Origin of the sequence: Halorubrum sp. CSM-61, from assembly GCF_003781945.1 — an archaeon.
Classification (GTDB): domain Archaea; phylum Halobacteriota; class Halobacteria; order Halobacteriales; family Haloferacaceae; genus Halorubrum.
The window spans coordinates 1-22,740 of sequence record NZ_RJJW01000006.1 but is presented as its reverse complement, the minus strand read 5'-3'; the positions used below and the strand labels follow the sequence as shown (position 1 = coordinate 22,740).

Genomic DNA, 22,740 nt, shown 5'->3' with positions numbered 1-22,740 from the left:
TCGTTTCAGGCCGATATACGACATCTGTCGTTGTTGCGCGCACGACTTCCACCTGAAACAGGGGGGTTCCAATGGACGAAGGAGAGAACACATCCCATACCGACGAATCGGCGGACGACAGCGGGATCGCCGGTGCTCAGTCCGGAACCAACGACGCTGAGGCCGACGACGCTGAGGCCGACGACGCTGACACGACTGACGCCGATCTCGACGATCCGCCATCAACCGACTCCTCGGGAGCAGACCCGGTGGATCCGAACCCGGTAGAGGCAGATCCGGTAGAGCCGGGCTCGGCAGAATTGGAGCCAACAAGCCCGAATGCAACAGCACCGGATTCGGATGAGTCAAACTCCCCGACTGACGTTTCGACGGACATCGACGACGTTTCGACGGACATCGACGTCGGAAGCGGGGGTCGAGACCGCTCCTCTCCGGACGTCGACTTCGACGGCGTCGTCCTCGACGACGGCGACGACAACCAGGGCCTGTTCGACGATCTGCTCTCCGGGGAACCGATATTCGAGAACAAGGAGGTCCTCCGCCCGTCCTACACTCCCCACGAGCTCCCTCACCGCAACGACCAGATCAACCGGATGGCGACGATTCTCGTCTCCGCGCTTCGCGGGGAAACGCCCTCCAATATCCTCATCTACGGGAAGACGGGCACGGGGAAGACGGCCTCCGCGAAGTTCGTCTCGCAGGAGCTCGAGTCCACCTCACAGAAGTACGACGTACCTTGCGAGGTCGAGTACATCAACTGCGAGGTGACGGACACGCAGTACCGCGTCCTCGCACAGCTCGCGAACACCTTTATCGAGGAGAATCAGGCGGTCATCGCGGACCGACTCGATCGGTATCGGGAGCTCCGCTCCGCCGCCGTCGACGACCCGACCGCCCTCGCCGACACCGAGTTCCCGACCCTCGACGACCTCGACGCCCGGATCGAGGAGCTCGAAACCGACGCCGACGAGATGGAGGAGGTCCCGATGACCGGCTGGCCCACCGACCGCGTCTACTCGACGTTCTTCGAGGCGGTCGACTACCACGAGCGCGTGGTCGTGATCATGCTCGACGAGATCGACAAGCTCGTCGAGAAGAGCGGGGACGACACCCTCTATAACCTCTCGCGGATGAACTCGGAGCTCGACCGCTCGCGCATCTCGATCATGGGGATATCGAACGACCTGAAGTTCACCGACTTCCTCGATCCGCGCGTCAAGTCCAGCCTCGGCGAGGAGGAGATCGTCTTCCCGCCGTACGACGCGAACCAGCTCCGGGACATCCTCCAGCACCGCGCCGACATCGCGTTCAAGCAGGACGCGCTCACGGACGACGTGATCCCCCTCTGTGCGGCGTTCGCCGCGCAGGAACACGGCGACGCCCGCCGCGCGCTCGATCTGCTCCGGACCGCGGGGGAGCTCGCCGAGCGCTCGCAGGCCGAGATCGTCGGCGAGAAACACGTCCGACAGGCGCAGGACAAGATCGAACTCGACCGCGTGGTCGAGGTCGTCCGCACCCTCCCGACCCAGAGCAAGATCGTGTTGTTCGCGGTCATCCTCCTGGAGAAGAACGGCGTGCACAACATCAACACCGGCGAGGTGTTCAACATCTACAAGCGGCTCTGCGAGGAGATCGACGCCGACGTGCTCACGCAGCGCCGCGTCACCGACCTCATCAGCGAACTCGACATGCTCGGGATCGTCAACGCCGTCGTCGTCTCGAAGGGGCGCTACGGCCGCACGAAGGAGATGGGCCTGTCGGTTCCCGTCGAGGAGACGGAGGCCGTCCTCCTGTCGGACTCCCGGCTCGGCGACATCGAGAACGCGCAGCCGTTCGTTCAGGCGCGGTTCGACAACTGAGACGCCCCGTCGCGGAATCCACTTCCCGTCTAGTTCCCCGGTTCACCTTCAGCCGACCGCGCCCGCGGTCGCGGCTCCACCCGAAACGGTGGCCTTTCCACCTGAAACGGTGGGATTCGACTCGAGAGAGTCTCCGCCGTAGCCCTCGTCGATGCCGACTCCTCCAGCCTGAACATGGACAGTCGTCGCCACCACGTCGCCCGGATCCGCCTGCCCGGTCGCGATCAATCGGACGTAGCCGAGGTAGGGCACGCGAACCCGCGCGACTCCCGTTACCCAGTCGGCTCTGACCGGCGGGGCGAGGCCGTTCGCCTGATCGTACGCGCCGTTGTCGTCGCCGAGCGTGACGAACCCGCCGTGGGGTGCGGGACAGTGGTTGAGCTCGCCGCAGTCGGCGGCGCTGTGGTACCGATCGTCGGCGCGGTCGTACCAGTTCTCGCCCTCTTCCACGTGAAACATCGCCCGGTGGATGATCGGCGAGGCCGTCCGTCCGGGCGGCCGGTAGATAACCACCGAGCCGTAGGACCCGAACGTCCGGTAGCCGGTCCGCTCGCCGACCTCGTGGGTTACTACGCCGATGTCGTTGTCGGCGGCGTCGGGCGCGAGCCGCCCCGGCTCCGTGACGAAGACGAGGTCGCCGACCTCCATGTTCGGCTCCATGCTTCCGGACTCGACCGCGACCATCGGCGGCCACACCCCGCTGACGCCGAACAGGAGCAGTCCGATCACGAGCACGATGGCGACGCTGGAGAGCATCTCCCGGATCCACATCAGCGGCCCCTCCCTGTCGTAGCGGAACTGGTGCAGAACTCCCTCGTCGGAGGCGCTCGGATTCCGGCTCGGTTCGGCTTCCGGTCGACTCGGTTCGGTTTCTGGTCGGCTCAGTTCAGCCGTCGGACCGTCAGTGTCGGTTCTGTCCCCGTCCGTTTCACCTCCAAATCGACCGCCTTCGTTCCCACTCCCGGAAACTCGTTCGTTTTCACCACTCGACCCGACATCGCTCTCGGATACGATCCGGTCGCCGTCGCTTTCGTCGTCGCCGTCGGCTGAGCTGGCATCGGCTGAGCCGGTGTCGGCGGGACCGTCGCCAACGAAATCGTCGTCAGGTGAACCGTCACTGTCGCGGTCGTCGCGGATGCCGGAACCGTCCTCGTCGGGACCGTCGTTCCCGGTGTCGTCGTCCACCGTCCCGGTCCCCCGGTCGGGTTCCTCGTCGTCGCCCGACCGATCGCCTTCGTCCATTACGTTCGGATTGACGGGTTTCGGCCATAAGCTTCCGGGTCCCGGTCGCCGCGATCGCGGTCGATCCGGGTGAATCGACGGGCTCCGGAACCGTTTTGAGCCGCGCCCGCCTCTCGGATGTCGTGCCGCTGGAGTCGAACGCTCGGATCGCCAAGGAGCTCGCCAGACACGGATACAACGCCGAACGCGAAGCGATCACCCTTCTGGCGAGTGCATCCGACTCCACCGCCGCCGTCGAATCGGTCGTCGATCACGCCCCCGACGACGCCCTCCGAATCACCTCCGACCACGTCCGCGCCGTCACAAACGGCGAACCCGCTTCCGGGGCCGATCCGACTCCCGCCGACGGCGGCTCCGCCGATCCGATTCACTCCGACGGCGACTCCGCCGATTCGGAATCCGATACGACCAGCGAATCCACTCCAGACCAAACCAGCGATGAGCGGTCCTCTGCGACCTCTAAGTCTCGTTCTCCAGTCGAAACAGAGGGGTCTTCGAACCCCGATCCCGACCACACCGTCGAACACAACACCGACCCTGCTTCCGACCCCAGCACCGACACCGCCCTCCACCACGACCCCGACCTGCGGGAGCTGGAGGTCGGCAACGACATGACCGGCCGGAGCACCGGCACGGGCGAGTACGGAGACTTCGTCAAGACGTTCCGCGACCGCTACGAGCGGCTCTCGAAGGTGCTCCGCGGGCGCGTCAACCACCGTCCCGCCGAGGCGATCGCGGAGATGCCCGGGGGGAGCGACGCCGCGATGATCGGGCTCGTCAACGACGTCCGGTCCACCAAGTCCGGCCACTGGCTCGTCGAACTGGAGGACACGACCGGGACCTTCCCCGCGCTGATCATGAAGGACAAGGGGCTCGCCGACCTCGTCGACGAGATATTGATGGACGAGTGCCTCGCCGTCGAGGGGACCCTCGCCGACGACTCCGGCATCCTCTTCGCCGACTCCCTCCACTTCCCCGACGTTCCCCGGACCCACCGGACCGGGGCGGCCGACCGCCACGTGCAGGCCGCGCTGATCTCCGACGTCCACGTCGGCAGCGACGAGTTCATGGCCGACGCCTGGAGTCGGTTCACGGACTGGCTCCACACGCCCGAGGCCGAGCCGATCGAGTACCTGCTGCTCGCCGGCGACATGGTCGAGGGCGTCGGCGTTTACCCGGACCAGGACGAGGAGCTGGAGATCGTCGACATCTACGACCAGTACGAGGCGTTCGCGGAGCACCTCAAGGAGGTGCCGGCGGACACCGAGATCGTGATGATCCCGGGCAACCACGACGCGGTCCGACTCGCGGAGCCCCAGCCCGGGTTCAACGACGAGATCCGCTCCATCATGGACGTCCACGACGCGCAGATCGTCTCGAACCCGGCGACCGTCACCGTCGAGGGCGTCGACGTGCTGATGTACCACGGCGTCTCGCTCGACGAGGTGATCGCGGAGCTTCCCGAGGAGAAGGCGAGCTACGACGAGCCGCACAAGGCGATGTACCAGCTCCTGAAGAAGCGGCACGTCGCCCCGCAGTTCGGCGGGCACACCCGGGTCGCGCCGGAGGAGCGCGACTACCTCGTCATCGAGGACGTGCCCGACGTGTTCCACACCGGCCACGTCCACAAGCTCGGCTGGGGGAAGTACCACAACGTGCTCGCCGTCAACTCCGGCTGCTGGCAGGCCCAGACCGACTTCCAGAAGTCCGTCAACATCGACCCCGACTCCGGCTACGCGCCCATCCTCGATCTGGACACCCTCGAGATGACCGTCAGGAAATTCGCCTGACTCCACCGCCCCGCTCCCCGGAACCTCCGATGGCTCTCCCGACAGTTGAAGTGCGATTCCGCCGCCAGCCTCGCCGTGACCTGACCGTCGCTCGCGGCGCACTGGGCGGGAGCGCGACGCACCGCCGCGGGCAACGAACCGAAGCAGCGCGTCGCCTGTTCGCCATCGCCCTTCTCGCGACCGATCGCCACCACCACCCCGGCTATCGGTCGATCTCGACTCTGCCGCTAGTCGCGCTGTTGAGCCGCTCGACGAGCGCCTCCACCTCGGCCACGGGGACCCGAAGTGCGAACCGCACGCGCTCGTCGTAGTCCGCGTCGAACTCGACGCCCGACGACTCGATCACGCCCCGGACGGTCCCCGAGTCGTCGTACGCGGTCTCCACGACCAGTTGGCGGTGCGGTCGCTCCTCGATCACGCCCGCCTCGTCGACCCCCTCTTTCACCGCCCGCGAGTAGGCGCGTGCGAGCCCGCCGACGCCGAGGTTCGTCCCGCCGTAGTAACGCGTCACCACTGCGACGACGTTCCGTATCTCGCGCTGCTGGAGCACGTTGAGCGCCGGCTTCCCGGCGGAGCCGGTCGGCTCGCCGTCGTCCGAGGAGTACTCTCGGAGCATGACCTCGCTGCCGGGCGTCCGGGCCGAGGCCTCGCCCGCGGGCACCCGGTACGCCGGCACGTTGTGGGTCGCGTCGTCGTACTCGGTCCGAACGCGCTCGATGAACTCCTCGGCCGCCGCCACCGTGTCGGCCGGGGAGACGTGCCCGAGGAACTCCGAGCCCTGCACCTCGAACGTCGCCGTCGCGGACTCCTCGACCGTTAGGTACGTCCCGCTCATGCGCCCGCGTCTCGGTCCTCCTCGGTGATTTCCCTCTCCCCATCATCGCCGGGCCCGCTCTCGCTCCCGGTCCCGCTCTCGGACTCCTTCCGCCGCTCGATCACGACGCTCGTCGGCGGCGCGAGCCGGTACAGCGCAAGGAACGCGGCGACGCCGACGGCCTCCGCTCCCTTGCCGACGATCGCCAGCGGGTCGCTCGCGAGCGCCGCGGCGGTCCCGCCGCCGTGCCACCCGGCGTAGCCGACGAGGAACGCGGCGAGGGTGCCGGCGCCGAGCGCGTACAGCCGTCGGTACTCGTCCGCGCGCAGCGTCGCGACCGCGATCGCGACGGTGAACGCCCCGCCGAGGAGGAACACGTAGGGGCGCGCGTCCGCGGGCTGGGCGAGCCGCGGCCACGCCCACAGGAAGTGGACGGCCGCGCTCAGCGCCGCGGTCTGTGCGGCCACCGCCCGGAGAAGGCGCTTCTGCGTCGCGTCGCGCTCGGCGAACTCCCGGTCCGAACCGGCCTCCGTCGCGCTCATCGACTCACTCCCACGGGTGGTCCCCCGGTGCGTCGGGCCACAGCGGGTACCAGTAGGACTCGTCGTCTTCGAGCCCCAGCTCCCCGTCGAGGACGGACTGGAGCTTGAACTCGACCTGCTGGTTCCGGTCGCTCGCCCCCTTCGGCGAGAAGGGGTAGTACGCGCCGCGACGGAACGAGTAGATCCAGTAAGCGTCGACGCCGTCTCGTTCGAAGCCGAAGACGGCCGCGAGCAGTCGGGAGCCGAACCCTTCCTCGATGAACTGGTCGGCCGCGAAGTGGACGCTCGTCACCAGATCCTCGGGGTCGTCGTCCTCCAGCACGAACCACTGGTAGCCGTGGTCGTCCTCGTGGCGATGGAACCCGGTCCCGGTGTCGATCTCGCCGGCCTCCAGGATGGCCTCGACCGTCTCGACCGCGTCGTCGAACCGGGTGCTGTCGACGCCGGAGAAGCACAGCGCGGCCTCCCCGCAGTGGTCGTAGCCGAGGTCGGCCTCCATCGTCATGTACGCGGTCGACATCCCGAAGAGGTCCTCGGGGTCCGCCTCGCGGGTCGCGTCCGTCTCCGCGCTCGTCCCGAGCACGGCGCGGATCGTGTCGAAGATACCCATCTCTGGAACCGGCTAGGCGGCGCGGGGTTTAGGAGGTTTCCGTCGGGGGCGCGGATCGACCTCGGTTCCTTGCGTCGGCGCCTCTACTCCTCTGACTCCTCGTCAACGCGATCGAGGTACGTCAACACGCCGCGCGAGTTCAGGCTCGCGTCGGCCCGCGCGCGCTCGGGGTTCCAGAACTCTACGTCCCGGCTCGTTTCCTCGAAGTGGTCGACGACGGCGTCGTCGTCCCCGAGGTCCTCGCGCTTCTCCCGGACGGCCTCGACCCACTCGACGTACGCCCGCTTCGCCTCGCCGATCAGCGAGGGGTCGTACTCGCGCGGCCCGAAGTGGCCGAAACAGAGGTAGTCGGGGTCGATCTCTTCGATCGCCGAGAGGTCCCTGAGACACTGGTCGAGGTCGAACTGCGGCGGCGGCGACGTGGGTCGGACCGTGTCGACCTCCGGAACGTAGATCCCGGCGGCGTCGGCGGTGAAGACGACGTCGGCGTCGGGCTCGTGGTAGAACGCGTGGTGCGGGGCGTGCCCGGGCGCCTCGTGGACGACGAGCTCGCGGTCGCCCAGATCGATCCGGTCGCCCTCGGCGACCCCCGCGATGCGGTTCTCGGGCACGGGGGCGGGCTCGTCGTAGTACTGCCACTGGTCCCGCACGGCGGACTTCGTGCCGGCGACGAGCGCTCCCGGGTCGACGAGGTGTCGGACCCCCTTCTCGGGGACGCGGACCTCGGCGTTCGGGTAGCGCTCGGCGAGGTGGCCCGCGCCGCCCGCGTGGTCGAGGTGGGCGTGCGTGGCGAGGATCCACGTGAGCTCCTCGCGCCCGATCCCGACCTCGTCTATCGTCTCGAACAGCGACTCGCGGTTCGCCCCCGTCCCGGTGTCGATCACGATCGGTCGCTCGGCGTCGTACACGTACACCGCTCCGTACTCGTCGGTGTCGTACATCCCGGTGTCGTGGACGTACAGGTCCGGCACCCCGCGGACCGGCTCGAACTCGCCTGCGTTCATGTGGTCACGACTCGCGCGCGACGCCTTTTAACGATCGGTCGGGGCGAGACCGGCTGGGGACCCGACCGCCGAGCGTGGCGGACGCTTATGGTCGCCCCGTCCGAGGGATCGGTATGCGCGTGCTCGTCACCGGCGCCACCGGATTCGTCGGCAGCCGGCTCATCCCGGCGCTCCTCGACCGTGGTCACGAGGTGGTCGCCTTGGTCCGCGACGCCGACGGCTACGCTCCGCCCGCGGGCGTTCGCGTCGTCGAGGGCGACCTCCTCGAACCCGACACCCTCCCGCCCGCGTTCGAGGTCGACGGCTCCCCCGTTGACGCCGCCTACTACCTCGTCCACTCGATGGACGGCGGTCCAGGCTACGAGGAGCGGGACCGCAACTGCGCTCGAAACTTCGTCGAGGCGGCGTCGGACGCGGGCGTCGACCGGGTTATCTACCTCGGCGGGCTCGGCGAAGACCGCGAGGGCCTCTCCGAGCACCTGCGGTCCCGCCGCGAGGTCGAGCGGATCCTCGGAACCGGCGAGCCGGCGCTCACGACCCTGCGAGCGGCGATCATCGTCGGCGCCGGCAGCGCGAGCTTCGACGTGATCTACGGCCTCGCGAGCCGGCTCCCGGTGATGACCACGCCGAAGTGGGTCGACACTCTCTGCCAGCCGATCGCGATCGACGACGTGGTCGGCTACCTCCTCGGGACACTCGAAGAGCCGGCGACCGCCGGCGACACCTTCGAGATCGGCGGCCCAAACGTGTTGACGTACGCGGAGATCCTCCGTCGGACCCGCCGTCAGCTCGGTCACAGGCTACGGATAATTCGGGTGCCCGTACTGAGCCCGGAGCTGTCGGCGAAGTGGCTCCGGCTGGTCACCGACGTGAACCCCTACCTCGCGCGGTCGCTCGTCGAGGGGCTCCGCAACACCGTGATCGTCGAGGACGACCGGATCCGCGATCTCGTTCCGATCGATCAGACGCCGTTCGAGGTGGCGGTCGCTCGGGCGATCGACGAGATGAATCGATCCGAGGAGCAGGTCGATCGATCTGAAGAATATCGGCCGGAGCCGACCCGATCGGAGGGACCGGAGCCGTGAGTCGCAACTACGGGGAGACGTGGGTGTACGAGAGCCTCGTCGGCGGGATTCCCGGACTCGGGATCTCCCGGTCGCTCGCGGTCGCGATCCAGTTCGTCCTGTTCGAGGTCGGCGTGGTGGCGCTCGGCTGGTACTACGGGCTGTGGGACGCGGTCGTCGCCGGGACCGTCGCCGTCGTCGTGGCCGCCGTCGGCAGCGTCGAGATGCACCGCCTCGGCGCGATCAACCGCCGGCTCCCGACGCCGGCGGCGCACAAGCGGCTGCTATTCGGGTCGAGCATCGAGATCGTCCTCGGCGTGCTGGCGTTCATCGCCCTGACGACGTACCTGATCGCGTGGGACGGCGCGCTGATCGCCCGGCTGTTCGGTCCGGACCCGTCGATTCCGGTGGTCTACCTCACGCTGTTGATCCTCTGGGACCTCACCTACCGGATCGGCACCTCGTGGTGGAGCGCGGTCGTCGCGCTGTGGCGCGCGGTCCACGTCGACCTCCCCCCGGACGCGACGTCGCGAACCAGGCGTCTCGACGCGGAGAACATCGCCTTCTCGGCGATGCAACTGGCGCTCGTCCCGTTCCTGCTCGAGGAACCGATCCTACTCGGGGCGGTCGTGGGGCACGTCCTCGCGGTCGCGATCGTCTGTTCCGCGGCGATCGCACTCTCGTGACTCGGGTCCGAGCGTTGGTTTGATCCGCGAGGGGAAGTAACCGACCCCACCCTACTTCGCTCGCCCTGAAGGGCTGGCTCGTTGAGGGTGTCGTCAGAACGCGTTGCGTTCTGACTGCTAACCAGAAATCTCCGATTTCTGGTGATGGGGCTTTGATGTGGTCCTCGCCGTCAGTTGACGCGACGGGGCGTTTTGTGCGCCCCGCCCACCGAACGCCCTTCGAGGTCGACGAACCCACCATTTGGGGCCGGGCTACTGCGGCCCGTACTGCGCGGGACTTGTGCCAGCACAGCACTAACTGGTAGTACGGGAGGCTGCAACTTAACGGCTGCTCAGTACCATGTCGGTTTCCTCTCCGGCCTCACGGAGCGACCGGAGGGAGCGAGTAGGCCGGAGGCTCCACCTCGAAGTATGCTGAATCGGAGAAGAAGGCGGCCGACGACGGTTCACTCGCCCTGCAGTTCTTGGAACTTGTCGAGGAGTGCCTCCGTGGAGTCGCCGGAATCGTACGTGAGCGATCCGGAGTACTCCGGCCGCTCGGCGTCGAAATCGGCGTCGACTTCGCTGGTCTTCTTCTCGCGACGCTCGTGTTCGGCCTCGTCATAGGCACCCATTGACATGGTACACTCTCGCTTGGAAACTGTCAGTAATATATGTGTCGGTGAAATGGTCGATCCGAAAACGTCTGTCGAGTGATCGCGATACGGGATCGATCGACCGACGGGACCGGCGACCGATTGCGGACCGGTTCGGCCCACCGGAACCGATTAACCCCGCCGTGCGGTAGCACCGGCGTGGCACAACCGCTCCGATTCAGGCGCGCGCCCGGCGGCTGGAGCGCCGACCGCGTGCGCTCGCGGCTCGAACGCCCCCTCGACGACAACCTCGGGGCCACCGCGGGCGACCCGTGGTTCGTCCCGCCGACGGGCTACGAGGCCCGCCGGTTCGACATGGACGACGGTTCGTTCGCGCTGTTCTGCTGGACGGACGGCGACGCCGACCCGCCGGACGGAGTCGACGGCGGGCCGGTCGGGTACTGGATCGGCAACACGGAGACGCCGAGCGAGCTCTGGCGGACGGACAAGTACGGCTTCGACGAGGTCCCCTACCCGGTCTCGCGGTGGGCCCAGCGGGAGCTGCTCGCGGGGCTTCACGACGACGAGCCGTGGCTCGCGGCGTACCCGCACGTCTCGTGGTTCTTCCTCCCGGTGTTCTGCTCGAAGGACGGCGCCGAGACGACGCGGGCGTTCTTCCGCGACCACGCGGCCGGGTTCCCCGACGCGACCCGCGAGGAGGGGACGGGGTTCGTCGAGGAGACGCTCCGACCGGGGTCACTCGACGACTACCGCGAGATGATGGCGGGGAAGCTCGGGACGTCGGCGTCGCTCGATCTGGTCCGGATGAGCGCCGCGATCGCGGAGTTCACCGCGGCCCGGATCCTGACCGAGGCCGGCTACGAGGCGACCCCCGAGATCGAGGTGACGACCGGTCACTCGCTCGATTACCGCGCGACGGACCCGGACACCGGGGCCGCCTCGCTGGTCGAGGTGACGCGCCCGCAGCCCGTCTCCGGGCGCTCCGCGAGCGACCCCGTCGCGGCGGTCCGCGACACGGCCGAGACGAAGACGAGCGGACAGCTGGAGGCGCACGGCGGCGGGGTCACTCTCTTCGTGGACTGCACCTCTTTCCCCGTGGACGACTGGGAAGCGGTCCGCGAGGTGCAACCGGAGGTCCGACACAGGCCGGCCGTCGTCCTCCGCGCGCGACCGGACGGGTACGTCGAAGGGTACCGGAAGGGATCGGTGCCGATCGACCTATCGGCCGCGATCAACTGGGTCTGAACCGCTCGAAAAACGAAGGTCGGTTCCGCTGCCCGCTCAGAACGAGACCGGCGACGGTCCGTCGTCGGCGTCGGTCGTGGGGTCGCGGTCCGAGTAGAACCGCCGACCGACCCCCCGGTGACAGACGCCCGCGCGGAGCGCGGTGAACACGTCGTCCGCGTCGTCGAACGTCTGCTCGCCGAACCGCTCCAGCACGTCTCCGAGACGCTCGGAGCCGTCGGCGAGCTCTACGGTCGCGTTTCCGTGAGCCGCGATCAGTTCTTCCGAGGTCGTCGGGTAGTGGTGCCGTTCGAGTCGGTCGTCGACGCCGTTCAAGCGCATCAACTACTGCGAGCCGCCGATGGTTCTTAATGATTGTCCATGCACAACCTTAGTCCGGAGAATCAAATTATATTTCCTTATATTGTCGATATTTCACACGGACGGTAGTCCACGATCAACCGACGGTCGGCCGACGACCGATCGACAATCGACCGACGCTCGACCGCCGACGCTTAGTGCGCCGTCGCCGAACGGCGGGCATGGACACGGACCGGATCGTCGCCGACCTCCACGCGCACACGACGGTCTCCGACGGCACGATGACGGCCGCCGAGCTCGTCGACGTCGCCCGCGAGACCGGCCTCGATTGGGTCGCGATCACCGACCACGACCGCGTGCACCCCGACGTGGGCGCGCCGGTCGTCGAGCGCGACGGGGTCCGGGTCGTCCGCGGGATCGAGCTCCGCGTCGACGCCGGCTTCGAGCGCCTCGACCTCCTCGGCTACGCGGTCGAGCGCACCGACGCGCTCGACGCCGAGATCGAACGGCTCCAGACCGATCGGGAGCAGCGAGGGGCCGCGATCCTCGACGCGGTCGAGGACCGGCTCGGCGTCGACCTCGGCGTGGAGCCCCGCTCCGGACTCGGGCGCCCGCACATCGCCCGCGCGATCGAGGAGTCGTCCGCGCCCTACGACTACGCCGGCGCCTTCGACGAGCTGATCGGGAACGACGGCCCCTGCTACGTCGCGCGCGAAGTGACGGGGCTGGAGCGCGGCGTCGACCTGCTCCGGGACGCCTGCGCGATCGTGGGGCTCGCGCATCCCTTCCGGTACGAGAACGTCGACGCCGCGCTCGACGTGGCCCGCGAGCTGGACGCGGTTGAGCGGTTCTACCCCTACGGACGCGCGGTCGACCACGCGCGGGTCGAGCGGGTGGCCGCCGAGAGCGACCTCCTGTTGACGGGCGGCACCGACGCGCACGAGCGCACCCTCGCCGAGGCGGGGCTGACGGCGGAGGACTTCCCGCCGGTCCGCGAGCGGTTGCCGGAGCCGGTCTCCGATCCCGACCCCCGGTCCGACGCGGCCTGAGGGCGCACACCGGCGTCCCGACCTTCCCGATCGACGAACAGGGTTAAGCCCGACGCCGACAGAGTGTGGCGTATGCGGTGTCACTACTGCGAGCGGGAGGCCACCTACGAGGCCGAGCAGAGCGGCGTGGTCGTCGGGCTCTGCGAGGAGCACTTCAAGGCGCGCGTCGAGGAGCTCGCCGAGTCCGACGAGCTCGCCTCGCTCCGCGACAAGATCGACATCGAATCGTCGGAGTAGCGGTCGATCGGCCGACCGGCCGTCGACCCGCTGACTCGCCGTCGGCCGGAGCGATTCGTCGATCCGCGTCTTCCTTTCTCCCGTTCCCCTTCCTCAACCGGGTCGCCGCGGACGGATCATAAAAGGCGTCTCGGAGTCAACGTCCGAGTATGCACCCAACGGACCGGCCGCGGCGGCTCCGCACCGACGGCGTCCGCCCGCTCGTCAGCGAGACCTCGCTGTCGGCGTCGGACCTCGTCGCGCCCGTCTTCGTCGACGCGACGACAGACGAACGCGTGCCGATCGAGACGATGCCGGGCCACGAGCGCGTCCCCGTGAGCGAGGCGGTCGCCCGCGTCGAGGAGGTCCGGGAGACCGGCGTCGAGGCCGTCATCGTCTTCGGGATCCCCGAGTCGAAGGACTCCGAGGGCACCCGCGCGTACGCGGAAGACGGGGTCGTCCAGCGCGCGATCCGGCGGATCTCCGCCGAGACCGACGCGTACGTGATCGGCGACGTCTGCCTCTGTGAGTACACCGACCACGGGCACTGCGGCGTGATCGAGGAGTCGGCGGAGACGGACCCGACCCTCACGGTGAAAAACGACGAGACGCTGGAGCTGCTCGCCGAGACCGCCGTCTCGCAGGCGGACGCGGGCGCGGACATGGTCGCGCCCTCGGCGATGACCGACGGGCAGGTCCGGGCGATCCGCGACGCGCTCGACGACGCGGGCCACGAGGCGGTGGCGCTGATGAGCTACGCGGTCAAGTACGAGTCCGCCTTCTACGGGCCCTTCCGCGACGCGGCCGACGGCGCGCCCGCCTTCGGCGACCGCCGGCACTACCAGATGGACCCCGCGAACCGCCGCGAGGCGCTCCGCGAGGCCCGGATCGACGCCGAGGAGGGCGCGGACGTGCTGATGGTGAAGCCCGGGCTCCCCTACCTCGACGTCGTCGGCGACCTCCGCCGGGAGTTCGACCACCCGATCGCCGCGTACAACGTCTCGGGGGAGTACGCGATGTTGCACGCGGCCGCGGAGAAGGGGTGGCTCGACTTGGAGGCGACCGCCCACGAGTCGCTGCTGTCGCTCAAGCGCGCGGGCGCGGACCTGATCATCACGTACTTCGCCGAGGACCTGGCCGAGCGGCTGTAGGCCGTCGAGTCATTCGACGAGGTTCTCTTCCCACTCCAGATACCGCTTCATCTCCCGCGTTCCCTGTGCGTACGGCTTCCGTACCACCTCGCGCGGCTCGATCACCGTGCGTCCGTCCCCCGTCTCGACGTCGCGCTTGGAGTCTCGCCACGCTGCCACTCCCCCCTCGAGAACGAGGATCGTGACGTCGTCTGAGACCGACGAAACGCCTTCGCGAGCGTCACCCCGCTGCCCCTCGATCGAATCCCGACAGTATTCGAGCTGTGCCGCCGCGAGCGCGGACACCTCGCCCGACTCGCACGTCAGTACCAGCGTCCCGCCGTCCTCCTGTTCGGCGGCGATTGCGGACTCGATCTCGGAGCGGGGTGCCCACGCCGCACCCGGCAGGTGACCGTCCACGAACGAGTCCCGTGCGCCGACGTCGAGAACCGTCGGTCGATCGGCGTCGAGCAGGTCGGCGAGGTCGTCCGGGGAAACGGTCGTAACCGTCGCTGCGACCCGATCGATCCCGAGCGGTTCGGTCGTCTCGGCCCCCTCGACGAGGTCGGAGCCAGCGTCCTCCCAGGCGCTCGTCCCGCCGCGAAGCACGTGGACGTTCGGATATCCCATCTCGGCGAGCCAGTACGCGGTTATCGACGACCGGACGTGTGTCTCCGAGACGAGGACGATCGCCGCGTCACGGACGGCGATGTGCTGGCCGGCGGTCTGGATGAGCTGTCCACCGGCGACGGAGCGCGCCCCGGGCACGTGTCCCGCCTCGAACTCCGGTTCGGTCCGGACGTCGAAGAGATACGTCGTTCGCCCGTCGTCGGTCTCGCTGCGGAAGGCCGCCAGTTCGGCCGAAGAGAGGTACGACGCGTTCGATCCCTGCAGGAGTTCCTCGACGGAAGACCGAAGGCGACGATATCGGTCAGAATCGACGTCGACGCCGTCAGGTTTGCCGGGACCCGCCTCCAGTTCGTGGCCCGCAAGCTCCCATCCCATCGTCCCGTTTTCCAGCTCGTACACCTCCTCGATCCCGAGCGCCTGGAGGGTCGCCGCACCGATGATGCTCCGCGTTCGACCGGCACAGTGGACGACCAGCGGCTCGTCGTCCCGGAGCTCGTCGGCGTACAGCGCGAGGTCCACGCCTTCGACGTTGATCGACCCGGGGATCGTCCCGTACCGCTCGTATTCGGGGGGGTTCCGCACGTCGACGACGGTGACCGCCGCTCGTCGCTCGGCGACCTCCTTCGGGTCCATCTTCGGGAGGTCTCGCGACACCTCGACCCGCTCGCCGAACTCCTTGCTCTCGTAGCCGAACGCCGTCGCATGGACGCCATCGACCGCTTCCACGAGGTCCAGCCCGGCGCTCCGCCACGCCGCGATCCCGCCGTCCAGATGGTCGACGCGGTCGTAGCCGAGCGACTCGATCCAGCGTGCGTCGAGCGCCGCGCGCTCACCGCGCTCGTCACAGAGGACGATCGGCGTCGAGCGGTTCGGGACCAGCGCCGGAAGGCGGCGTTCGAGGTCGCCTCGCGGGACCCACGTGCTCTCCATGACGTTCCCGTTGACGTAGTCGAGCGACTGCCGGACGTCGAGTATCGCGACCGGATCGCTGGAGTCGATCGCGTCCCGTACCGCTGAAGGTGAGAGTGGGGCTCCCATTGTACGTCTCTACCATAGGATCTATCACTATTTATAATACTACCGGGCGTACTCGCGCGGTACGCTCGGATCGACTGAGACTATCCGTCGAAGCGGACTACACCACCTGTTCGCCGTCGTCGTCGTAGACCTCGATGGCGTCGACCGGGCAGACCCGCGCCGCGAACTTCGCGTCGAACTCCTCGCCGTCCGGAACCTCGACGACGAACAGGTCCTCTTCCTCCTCGGTGCTGCCCGCGAGGTCCGCCTTCCCCTCGTTCAGATTCTTCTCGAAGGCGTCCCACTCGGCGGCGCACTGGAACATCCCGACGCAGGTGTCGCGGTCGAACTCGACGTGCATGGGTCCCGGTTCGGCGAGGCGGTACAAAGCGCTGGCGACGCCGTACGCTGGATCGGCCGAATCGGGTGACTGACCGATCGCGGACCGATGCGATCGCTGACGGGATATCGCTTCGAAGACGCGGACCTGCAAAGTCCCAACCGCTCGCTTATAAGTGATTGACTGCGGATCGACGGCGAGGGCCTCTAAAGCCCCAGCCGTGAGGCGCCCAGACACTCGCTGCGCTCCTCGTCACTCGTTACACTCGTTCCTGCGGTGCTTGCGTCGTCTCTGGGCGCCTCACGGCTGCCCCTTTGGGACCCACCCGTTCACACAGCACCGCACAGCCTCACGCCTCTCCAGCCTCGTCGGTCGCCCTCCGCGTTGCTCCGGGCGCCCGCCTCCCTCGCGCGGCGCTGTTCGCGCCCTTCGGGCGCTCACAGGCGCGCGCCGACCGCATCAACCGTCAAGATCCAGTCCCATCGCTGGGTGTTCCTCCGCCGCGACCGTCCTTTTTAAGCGTCGCAGGCACCCATCGCCGCGTATGACCACGGTCTGGCTCGTCGATCGGCAGTTCGACTCGAAGGGGCTCGTGCGGCTCACGTACGCCACCGAGGACGGGAAGCGGATGCACACGAAGGAGCTGGCCGAACAGCGGCTCGTCACGGGCGACGGGATCACCGCCGGTCGCGAGGTCGAGGAGAACGCGCTCGGGGAGAGCCCGGCCGACGAGGTCGAGCGGTTCGCGTCGGAGGCGTCGAAGATGGCCGCCGAACACGACCTCGACGACACGGTCTGATCGCGGCCGACCGCACGACCGACCGAAGCTGGCCGCGCTACCCCGCGATCCCGTTCCGCACAACCGAGTCCGTTAAGGGGGAACCGGCGGAAGATGCGCGTGAAATGCCCAGTGGTGAGTACGACCCCGACGCCGTCGAGCCGCGGTGGCAGCGGCGATGGGTCGACGAGGAGACGTACGCCTACCCCGACGACGACCCGGTCGATCCGAACACCGTCTTCTCCATCGACACGCCCCCGCCGACGGTATCGGGGAGCCTCCACATGGGCCACCTGTACGGGTTCACCCTCCAGGACTTCGTCGCGCGCTTCGAGCGCATGAACGGCGGGGCGACGTTCTTCCCGTTCGGCTACGACGACAACGGGATCGCCTCCGAGCGGCTCACCGAGGACGAGCTCGACATCCGGCATCAGGACTTCGAGCGCCGGGAGTTCCAGGCGAAGTGCCGCGAGGTCTGTGCCGACTACGAGGCGCAGTTCACCGAGAACGTCCAGTCGCTCGGCGTCTCCGTCGACTGGGACCACACGTACCAGACCATCGAGCCGCGCGTCCAGCGCGTCTCCCAGCTGTCGTTCGTCGACCTGTACGACCAAGGTCGCGAGTACCGCGAGAAGGCGCCCGCGATCTGGTGTCCGGAGTGCGAGACCGCCATCTCGCAGGTCGAGACCGAGGACGACGAGCAGGCCAGCCACTTCAACGACATCGCGTTCCCCGTCGCCTCCGCAGACGAGGACGACGACACCCCCGACGAGTTCGTTATCTCGACGACGCGTCCGGAGCTCCTCCCGGCCTGCGTCGCCGTCTTCGTCCACCCGGACGACGACGAGAACCGGCACCTCGTCGGCGAGTCCGCGGAGGTCCCGCTGTTCGGCCACGAGGTGCCGATCATCGCCGACGAGCGCGTCGACATGGAGACGGGCTCCGGGATCGTGATGTGCTGTACGTTCGGCGACCAGAACGACATCGAGTGGTACCAGGTCCACGACCTGGACCTCCGGGTCGCCATCGACGAGTCCGGTCACCTGACCGAGGTCGCCGAGGAGTACGAGGGGTTACACTCCTCCGAGGCCGGCGAGGTCATCGTCGAGGACCTCGACGAGGCCGGCGCCCTGCTCGACCGCCGCGACATCACCCACACCGTCAACGTCCACGAGCGCTGCGGGACGAGCGTCGAGTTCCTCGTCACCGAGCAGTGGTACGTCGAGATGCTCGACAAGACCGACGAGTACCTCGAGATCGGCCGGGAGATGGAGTGGTCCCCGGAGAAGATGTTCAGCCGGTACGAACACTGGGTCGAGGGGTTACAGTGGGACTGGCTCATCTCCCGGCAGCGCTCCTCCGGCATTCCGTTCCCCGTCTGGTACTGCGAGGGCTGCGGCGAGGAGATCATCGCGGAGAAGGCCGACCTGCCCGTCGACCCGCTCTCGGACGACCCGCCGGTCGACGCCTGCCCGGAGTGCGGCCACGATCAGTTCGAGCCGGAAGACGACGTGCTCGACACGTGGGCCACCTCCAGCCTGACGCCGCTCATCAACGCCGGGTGGGACTGGGACGAGGAGGCCGGGGAGTTCACCATGGAGCACCCGGAGCTGTACCGGTTCGACCTCCGTCCGCAGGGCCACGACATCATCAGCTTCTGGCTGTTCCACACGCTCGTCAAGTGCTACGAGCACACCGACGAGGTCCCGTTCGAGGAGACGATGATCAACGGGCACGTCCTCGACGAGAACCGCGAGAAGATGTCGAAGTCCGTCGGCAACGTCGTCGAGCCCGAGACCGTGCTCGAGGAGTTCCCGGTCGACGCCACGCGCTACTGGGCCGCCGGTACCGCCGTCGGCGACGACTTCCCGTTCAAGGAGAAGGACCTCCGCGCGGGCGAGAAGCTGATCCGGAAGCTGTGGAACGCCTCCAAGCTCGTCGAGTCGCTCGCGCCGGCGCCGTATCCGGACGAGCCCGACGACGAAGAGCTCCGGGAGCTCGACCGCTGGCTGCTCGCCGAGCTCGACGGTCAGATCGAGCGGCTCACCGAGCTGTTCGAGGACCGCGCGTTCTCGAAGGCCCGCGACGAGCTCCGGAGCTTCTTCTGGAACACGTTCTGTGACGACTACCTCGAGATCGCCAAGCAGCGCGAGGACGCCGCCGCGGCGTACACGCTCCGGACCGCCCACCGGCGGTTCCTGAAGCTGTTCGCCCCGCTGCTCGCGCACGTCACCGAGGAGCTGTGGCACGACATGTACGCGGACGCCGCGACCGAGGCGGCCGACGCCGTCGACGGCGCCGGTGATTCCGTCCACCTCGTCGACTGGCCCGAGCCGCTCGGGATCGACGCCGACCGGGACGCGGGCGCGGCCGCGACCGCCGTGGTCGGCGTCCTCCGGAAGTACAAGAGCGAGAACCAGCTCCCCCTGAACGCCGAACTGGACGCGGTCGAGGTGTACGCCGACGTCCGCGGGTTCGAGGACGACATCACGGGCGTGATGCACGTCGCCGATCTGGCCGTCCACCCCGACGAGGACGCCCCCGTCGAGACGGTCGTCACCGGGATCGACCTCGACTACGCGACGGTCGGCCCGAAGTACGGCGATCAGGTCGGTGACATCGAGGCGGCGCTCGCGCGGGGCGAGTACGAGATCGACGGCGACGAGCTCCGCGTCGCGGGCGTCACGCTCGTCGAGGAGGAGTTCGAGATCGAGGAGGAGCGGCAGTATCGGGGCGACGGCGAGCTGTTGGAGGCCGAGGACGTGGTCGTCATCGTCCGCGACGACGCGTAGGAGGCCGCGTTCGGCGGGTCCGCGGTCCGGCTACAGGTCCGCGCCGACTGCCGCCTCGACCGAGTCGAAGCCGTCGCGGTCGAGGAGGTCGAGAATTCCCTCGTTGATGTCGCGCGCGAGGCCCGGGCCCTCGTAGACGAGTCCCGTGTACAGCTGCACGACGGACGCGCCCGCCCGAATCTTCTCGTAGGCGCCCTTCGCGTCCGAAACCCCGCCGACGCCGATCACCGGAACGTCGGTGCGCTCGGCGACGAACCGGATCCGCTCCGTGGCGATCGACTCTATCGGCTTCCCCGAGAGTCCGCCTCGCTCGGCCTTCTGGGGGCTTTTCAGGGAGTTCGGACGCGACGTCGTGGTGTTGGTCGCGATCACGCCGTCGAGACCGAGGTCGTCGACGACTCCGAGCGCGTCTTCGACCGCCGGCTCCGGGAGGTCCGGGGAGAGCTTCACGAGGAGCGGGTCGGCGCCGGCGTCCGCGAGCGAGCCGAGTATCTCCTCTAGCGCCGCGCGGTTCTGGAGATCGCGGAGCCCGGGCGTGTTGGGGCTCGAGACGTTGACGACGAAGTAGTCGCCCGCGTCCGCGACGCGCTCGTACGTGTAGAGGTAGTCGTCCGGGGCGTCGTCGAGGGGCGTCGACTTCGACTTTCCGATGTTGATCCCGACCGGGACCGCCGGCAGCGGCTCCCCGTCGAGCCGTTCGCCGACGATGTCGGCGCCCTCGTTGTTGAACCCCATCCGGTTTATCAGCGCCTCGTCCTCGCGCAGTCGGAACAGCCGCGGCCGCGGGTTCCCCGGCTGCCGCTCGGCGGTGACGCCGCCGACCTCGACGTGGCCGAACCCCAGCGCGGCGAGGCCGCGCGGGACCTCCGCGTTCTTGTCGAAGCCCGCCGCGACGCCGACGGGGTTCGGAAACTCGTTCCCGAACGCCTCGACGCGCAGACGCGGGTCGTCCACGGCGAACCGATCGCGGAGGCGATCGGTCACCGTCGTCCCCTGTACCGCCCGCAACAGCCGGTGTGTCAGCCCGTGTGCGGTCTCCGGTGGGAGACCGAACAGCGCCGGCTTCAACAGATCGTACGCGCCCATCGTTTCGGTCTCGTCACGGACGGGCATCAATCCGCCGACCGCCGCCGGACCCAACGGCCCTCGGCGTTTCGGTTGTCCGCTGTCTCGGTCCGGTTTCCGAAGGGAAGTGTGACGGAACGCCCGGCGTCTCAGAAGTCGTGTTCGAGGTCTTCGGGGCTCGAGTCGGCCTTCTGGATGATGATCTTCCCGTCTCGCACCCGAACGAACACCTCGTCGCCGATCTCCATCCCGGCGACGGCGAGCTCGTCTTCGTGGAGGTTCACGTGGACGTTGTGGTACTCCCCGTCGTCGTCCTTGGCGCCACTTGGGCTGAGCTTCTTTTTACGGACCATCGCGGTTGTACTGGTCGGAGTTCGCCATACCAGACACATAAGTGTTGTTTACGGAGAATCGAAGAGAAAGCGTCGCGCTTCAGCGGGGAGGATGTCAACCGAACAGGCCGGGTACCGCTGCTTCTCGAACCGTCGAACGCGACGACGAGTCGACCGCCGCTTCGCGCGCGGCCGCCGTCGTGAACTTCCGATTTCCGTGCCCATCTCCTCGTCGCCGGGGCAAAATCGCTAGCCGGTACCGAGTTAGTATATAAATATTGTGGAGGGCAGCTTTCATTTCCCCGATATATTTATTACAGACTGTGTGTTGGGTTCGCACGGAGGATAAACCATGGTACGTGAAGACGGTAAGCGAAACTTCGCCCTTCGAGAGGAAGACGGATCGGAACCGAGCGAATTCTCGGGCAACATGCCTCGTCAGGCCGCGCTCAAGGCCGCCCGCACCCTCGATCCCGCGCCTTCGGAAGAGGAGGCGGAACGAATCACGCTCCGGCTCCGCGAAAAGGGGACGCAGAAGGTCCACGAGTACGAGGGATGGGCCTGGAAGGACAGCGCCCCCGAGGTCGACGACGCCGACGACGAGTTCTGGCTCAACGACCTCGACGACATCACGAAGGCGAACGTCTCGAAACAGGGGATCGAGTACATCGACGACGAGTAGCCTTCGAGGGCAGACCGAGTTTTTTCGCCGTGCCGGCCCGCCTAGCTATCCGCTCGTTCACACTTCTTCGCCATGAAACCGCATGACGTGGCGTCGATAGTTCGACGGGGTTAAATACAACCCGGCCATCGTGACTAATGCGAAGAACGCACCTGCGAACTCGGGCCGTTCAACTCGGTCCGGTTTCGCTGGATCTAGAGAGCTTCGATGGGTTTATACCCACCCGAGGCCTACAACTAGATCCGCGAAGATGAGGATTTCGCCCCCTGCGCTCCGGCGTAAGAGGAAATCTGATGTGAGCCGTGGTAGTTCGGTGTCATCCAGGTCGCTGGGTGATTCGGACACCACATAGACCATGCAATGGTGTTTTGACTTATCGCAAGTCAAAACCCGCCAACACCCCTCCGAGCCGGGAATCAGGCTCGGAGGTTATACATTCCGGTTGATCCTGCCGGAGGCCATTGCTATTGGAATCCGATTTAGCCATGCTAGTCGCACGAGTTCAGACTCGTGGCGAATAGCTCAGTAACACGTGGCCAAACTACCCTTCGGAGCTCCATACCCTCGGGAAACTGAGGCTAATAGAGCATACCACAATCCAGCTGGAATGAGGATTGTGCCAAACGCTCCGGCGCCGAAGGATGTGGCTGCGGCCGATTAGGTAGACGGTGGGGTAACGGCCCACCGTGCCAATAATCGGTACGGGTCATGAGAGTGAGAACCCGGAGACGGAATCTGAGACAAGATTCCGGGCCCTACGGGGCGCAGCAGGCGCGAAACCTTTACACTGCACGCCAGTGCGATAAGGGGATTCCAAGTGCGCAGGCATAGAGCCTGCGCTTTTGTACACCGTAGGGAGGTGTACGAATAAGGGCTGGGCAAGACCGGTGCCAGCCGCCGCGGTAATACCGGCAGCCCGAGTGATGGCCGATCTTATTGGGCCTAAAGCGTCCGTAG

22 protein-coding genes and 1 rRNA gene are annotated in these 22,740 nt (G+C 67.5%); 12 read left to right on the top strand and 11 right to left on the bottom strand.

Annotation, left to right across the window (positions count from 1 at the left end; translation table 11 throughout):
- The first annotated feature begins 71 nt into the window (after positions 1–71).
- Entirely contained in the window at positions 72–1,859 is a 1,788-nt protein-coding gene (locus EDM04_RS11430; RefSeq protein WP_123622209.1) for a Cdc6/Cdc18 family protein, read from the top strand.
- Positions 1,860–1,907: 48 nt separating this feature from the next.
- On the opposite strand, the gene EDM04_RS18550 is transcribed toward EDM04_RS11430, so the two are convergent.
- Positions 1,908–3,101 carry a S26 family signal peptidase gene (locus tag EDM04_RS18550; protein WP_164471122.1) on the bottom strand — a complete coding sequence of 398 codons (1,194 nt, stop codon included), beginning with the start codon at positions 3,099–3,101 and terminating at the stop codon, positions 1,908–1,910.
- A 122-nt stretch (positions 3,102–3,223) separates the two neighbouring features.
- On the opposite strand from EDM04_RS18550, the gene EDM04_RS11420 reads away from it, so the two are divergent.
- Complete coding sequence (locus tag EDM04_RS11420) at positions 3,224–4,891, top strand: DNA-directed DNA polymerase II small subunit (protein ID WP_123622207.1); 1,668 nt, start codon at positions 3,224–3,226, stop codon at positions 4,889–4,891.
- Between the two features lie 202 nt (positions 4,892–5,093).
- Here the strand turns inward: EDM04_RS11420 and EDM04_RS11415 are convergent, their stop codons facing one another.
- The 4 genes from EDM04_RS11415 to EDM04_RS11400 all read right to left on the bottom strand — a co-directional run bounded on the left by EDM04_RS11415 (position 5,094) and on the right by EDM04_RS11400 (position 7,861).
- On the bottom strand, positions 5,094–5,726 hold the full coding sequence (locus EDM04_RS11415) for a YigZ family protein (protein ID WP_123622205.1): 633 nt from the start codon (positions 5,724–5,726) through the stop codon (positions 5,094–5,096).
- The gene (locus EDM04_RS11410) at positions 5,723–6,247 is read right to left on the bottom strand and encodes a hypothetical protein (RefSeq protein ID WP_123622203.1); all 525 of its coding nucleotides are present in this window, start codon (positions 6,245–6,247) and stop codon (positions 5,723–5,725) included. The genes EDM04_RS11415 and EDM04_RS11410 overlap by 4 nt, the downstream gene beginning before the upstream one ends.
- A gap of 4 nt (positions 6,248–6,251) precedes the next feature.
- Positions 6,252–6,857 carry a hypothetical protein gene (locus EDM04_RS11405; protein WP_123622201.1) on the bottom strand — a complete coding sequence of 202 codons (606 nt, stop codon included), beginning with the start codon at positions 6,855–6,857 and terminating at the stop codon, positions 6,252–6,254.
- 83 nt (positions 6,858–6,940) lie between these two features.
- On the bottom strand, positions 6,941–7,861 hold the full coding sequence (locus tag EDM04_RS11400; RefSeq protein WP_123622199.1) for an MBL fold metallo-hydrolase: 921 nt from the start codon (positions 7,859–7,861) through the stop codon (positions 6,941–6,943).
- A gap of 113 nt (positions 7,862–7,974) precedes the next feature.
- Between EDM04_RS11400 and EDM04_RS11395 the strand changes: the two genes are divergently transcribed.
- A complete protein-coding gene (locus EDM04_RS11395; RefSeq protein WP_123622197.1) occupies positions 7,975–8,946 on the top strand; it encodes an NAD(P)H-binding protein in 972 nt (323 codons plus the stop codon).
- Complete coding sequence (locus tag EDM04_RS11390) at positions 8,943–9,611, top strand: hypothetical protein (RefSeq protein ID WP_123622195.1); 669 nt, start codon at positions 8,943–8,945, stop codon at positions 9,609–9,611. The genes EDM04_RS11395 and EDM04_RS11390 overlap by 4 nt, the downstream gene beginning before the upstream one ends.
- Before the next feature lie 446 nt (positions 9,612–10,057).
- Here EDM04_RS11390 and EDM04_RS18545 read toward each other — a convergent pair whose 3' ends face one another.
- The gene (locus EDM04_RS18545; RefSeq protein ID WP_008005688.1) at positions 10,058–10,225 is read right to left on the bottom strand and encodes a DUF5786 family protein; all 168 of its coding nucleotides are present in this window, start codon (positions 10,223–10,225) and stop codon (positions 10,058–10,060) included.
- Positions 10,226–10,405: 180 nt separating this feature from the next.
- Here EDM04_RS18545 and EDM04_RS11385 point away from each other — a divergent pair, with 180 nt between their 5' ends.
- Positions 10,406–11,452 carry a DUF5784 family protein gene (locus EDM04_RS11385; RefSeq protein WP_123622193.1) on the top strand — a complete coding sequence of 349 codons (1,047 nt, stop codon included), beginning with the start codon at positions 10,406–10,408 and terminating at the stop codon, positions 11,450–11,452.
- Between the two features lie 36 nt (positions 11,453–11,488).
- Here EDM04_RS11385 and EDM04_RS11380 read toward each other — a convergent pair whose 3' ends face one another.
- Positions 11,489–11,773 (bottom strand): DUF2795 domain-containing protein, encoded by a 285-nt coding sequence (locus tag EDM04_RS11380; RefSeq protein WP_123622191.1) that lies wholly within the window; start codon positions 11,771–11,773, stop codon positions 11,489–11,491.
- A 200-nt stretch (positions 11,774–11,973) separates the two neighbouring features.
- Here EDM04_RS11380 and EDM04_RS11375 point away from each other — a divergent pair, with 200 nt between their 5' ends.
- The 3 genes from EDM04_RS11375 to hemB all read left to right on the top strand — a co-directional run bounded on the left by EDM04_RS11375 (position 11,974) and on the right by hemB (position 14,168).
- Positions 11,974–12,801 carry a PHP domain-containing protein gene (locus tag EDM04_RS11375; protein WP_123622189.1) on the top strand — a complete coding sequence of 276 codons (828 nt, stop codon included), beginning with the start codon at positions 11,974–11,976 and terminating at the stop codon, positions 12,799–12,801.
- A gap of 72 nt (positions 12,802–12,873) precedes the next feature.
- Entirely contained in the window at positions 12,874–13,038 is a 165-nt protein-coding gene (locus EDM04_RS18540; protein WP_008005682.1) for a DUF6757 family protein, read from the top strand.
- 149 nt (positions 13,039–13,187) lie between these two features.
- Entirely contained in the window at positions 13,188–14,168 is a 981-nt protein-coding gene (gene hemB, locus EDM04_RS11370) for a porphobilinogen synthase (protein ID WP_123622187.1), read from the top strand.
- Between the two features lie 9 nt (positions 14,169–14,177).
- Here the strand turns inward: hemB and EDM04_RS11365 are convergent, their stop codons facing one another.
- Both EDM04_RS11365 and EDM04_RS11360 read right to left on the bottom strand, forming a co-directional pair.
- Positions 14,178–15,815 carry a rhodanese-like domain-containing protein gene (locus EDM04_RS11365; RefSeq protein ID WP_123622185.1) on the bottom strand — a complete coding sequence of 546 codons (1,638 nt, stop codon included), beginning with the start codon at positions 15,813–15,815 and terminating at the stop codon, positions 14,178–14,180.
- 97 nt (positions 15,816–15,912) lie between these two features.
- Positions 15,913–16,155, bottom strand: coding sequence for a ferredoxin (locus tag EDM04_RS11360; protein ID WP_123622183.1), 243 nt, complete (start codon positions 16,153–16,155; stop codon positions 15,913–15,915).
- Positions 16,156–16,678: 523 nt separating this feature from the next.
- On the opposite strand from EDM04_RS11360, the gene EDM04_RS11355 reads away from it, so the two are divergent.
- Complete coding sequence (locus EDM04_RS11355) at positions 16,679–16,933, top strand: hypothetical protein (RefSeq protein WP_123622181.1); 255 nt, start codon at positions 16,679–16,681, stop codon at positions 16,931–16,933.
- 104 nt (positions 16,934–17,037) lie between these two features.
- Positions 17,038–19,704 carry a valine--tRNA ligase gene (locus tag EDM04_RS11350; RefSeq protein ID WP_123622179.1) on the top strand — a complete coding sequence of 889 codons (2,667 nt, stop codon included), beginning with the start codon at positions 17,038–17,040 and terminating at the stop codon, positions 19,702–19,704.
- Between the two features lie 30 nt (positions 19,705–19,734).
- Here the strand turns inward: EDM04_RS11350 and EDM04_RS11345 are convergent, their stop codons facing one another.
- Entirely contained in the window at positions 19,735–20,790 is a 1,056-nt protein-coding gene (locus tag EDM04_RS11345) for a quinone-dependent dihydroorotate dehydrogenase (protein ID WP_123622707.1), read from the bottom strand.
- Positions 20,791–20,918: 128 nt separating this feature from the next.
- On the bottom strand, positions 20,919–21,122 hold the full coding sequence (locus EDM04_RS11340) for a hypothetical protein (protein WP_050024870.1): 204 nt from the start codon (positions 21,120–21,122) through the stop codon (positions 20,919–20,921).
- A 331-nt stretch (positions 21,123–21,453) separates the two neighbouring features.
- On the opposite strand from EDM04_RS11340, the gene EDM04_RS11335 reads away from it, so the two are divergent.
- A complete protein-coding gene (locus tag EDM04_RS11335) occupies positions 21,454–21,783 on the top strand; it encodes a non-histone chromosomal MC1 family protein (RefSeq protein WP_123622177.1) in 330 nt (109 codons plus the stop codon).
- A gap of 435 nt (positions 21,784–22,218) precedes the next feature.
- Positions 22,219–22,740 (top strand): 16S ribosomal RNA (locus tag EDM04_RS11330); the annotation flags it as partial.

Bases quoted from the DNA above. Each gene is read 5' to 3' on its own strand.
- EDM04_RS18545 (WP_008005688.1), bottom strand. From the start codon at position 10,225: ATGGGTGCCTATGACGAGGCCGAACACGAGCGTCGCGAGAAGAAGACC.
- EDM04_RS11340 (WP_050024870.1), bottom strand. From the start codon at position 21,122: ATGGTCCGTAAAAAGAAGCTCAGCCCAAGTGGCGCCAAGGACGACGAC.
- EDM04_RS11375 (WP_123622189.1), top strand. From the start codon at position 11,974: ATGGACACGGACCGGATCGTCGCCGACCTCCACGCGCACACGACGGTC.
- EDM04_RS11335 (WP_123622177.1), top strand. From the start codon at position 21,454: ATGGTACGTGAAGACGGTAAGCGAAACTTCGCCCTTCGAGAGGAAGAC.
- EDM04_RS11405 (WP_123622201.1), bottom strand. From the start codon at position 6,857: ATGGGTATCTTCGACACGATCCGCGCCGTGCTCGGGACGAGCGCGGAG.
- hemB (WP_123622187.1), top strand. From the start codon at position 13,188: ATGCACCCAACGGACCGGCCGCGGCGGCTCCGCACCGACGGCGTCCGC.
- EDM04_RS11380 (WP_123622191.1), bottom strand. From the start codon at position 11,773: ATGCGCTTGAACGGCGTCGACGACCGACTCGAACGGCACCACTACCCG.
- EDM04_RS11410 (WP_123622203.1), bottom strand. From the start codon at position 6,247: ATGAGCGCGACGGAGGCCGGTTCGGACCGGGAGTTCGCCGAGCGCGAC.
- EDM04_RS11355 (WP_123622181.1), top strand. From the start codon at position 16,679: ATGACCACGGTCTGGCTCGTCGATCGGCAGTTCGACTCGAAGGGGCTC.
- EDM04_RS18550 (WP_164471122.1), bottom strand. From the start codon at position 3,101: ATGGACGAAGGCGATCGGTCGGGCGACGACGAGGAACCCGACCGGGGG.
- EDM04_RS11345 (WP_123622707.1), bottom strand. From the start codon at position 20,790: ATGGGCGCGTACGATCTGTTGAAGCCGGCGCTGTTCGGTCTCCCACCG.
- EDM04_RS18540 (WP_008005682.1), top strand. From the start codon at position 12,874: ATGCGGTGTCACTACTGCGAGCGGGAGGCCACCTACGAGGCCGAGCAG.
- EDM04_RS11395 (WP_123622197.1), top strand. From the start codon at position 7,975: ATGCGCGTGCTCGTCACCGGCGCCACCGGATTCGTCGGCAGCCGGCTC.
- EDM04_RS11400 (WP_123622199.1), bottom strand. From the start codon at position 7,861: ATGAACGCAGGCGAGTTCGAGCCGGTCCGCGGGGTGCCGGACCTGTAC.
- EDM04_RS11365 (WP_123622185.1), bottom strand. From the start codon at position 15,815: ATGGGAGCCCCACTCTCACCTTCAGCGGTACGGGACGCGATCGACTCC.
- EDM04_RS11360 (WP_123622183.1), bottom strand. From the start codon at position 16,155: ATGCACGTCGAGTTCGACCGCGACACCTGCGTCGGGATGTTCCAGTGC.
- EDM04_RS11415 (WP_123622205.1), bottom strand. From the start codon at position 5,726: ATGAGCGGGACGTACCTAACGGTCGAGGAGTCCGCGACGGCGACGTTC.
- EDM04_RS11430 (WP_123622209.1), top strand. From the start codon at position 72: ATGGACGAAGGAGAGAACACATCCCATACCGACGAATCGGCGGACGAC.
- EDM04_RS11350 (WP_123622179.1), top strand. From the start codon at position 17,038: ATGCCCAGTGGTGAGTACGACCCCGACGCCGTCGAGCCGCGGTGGCAG.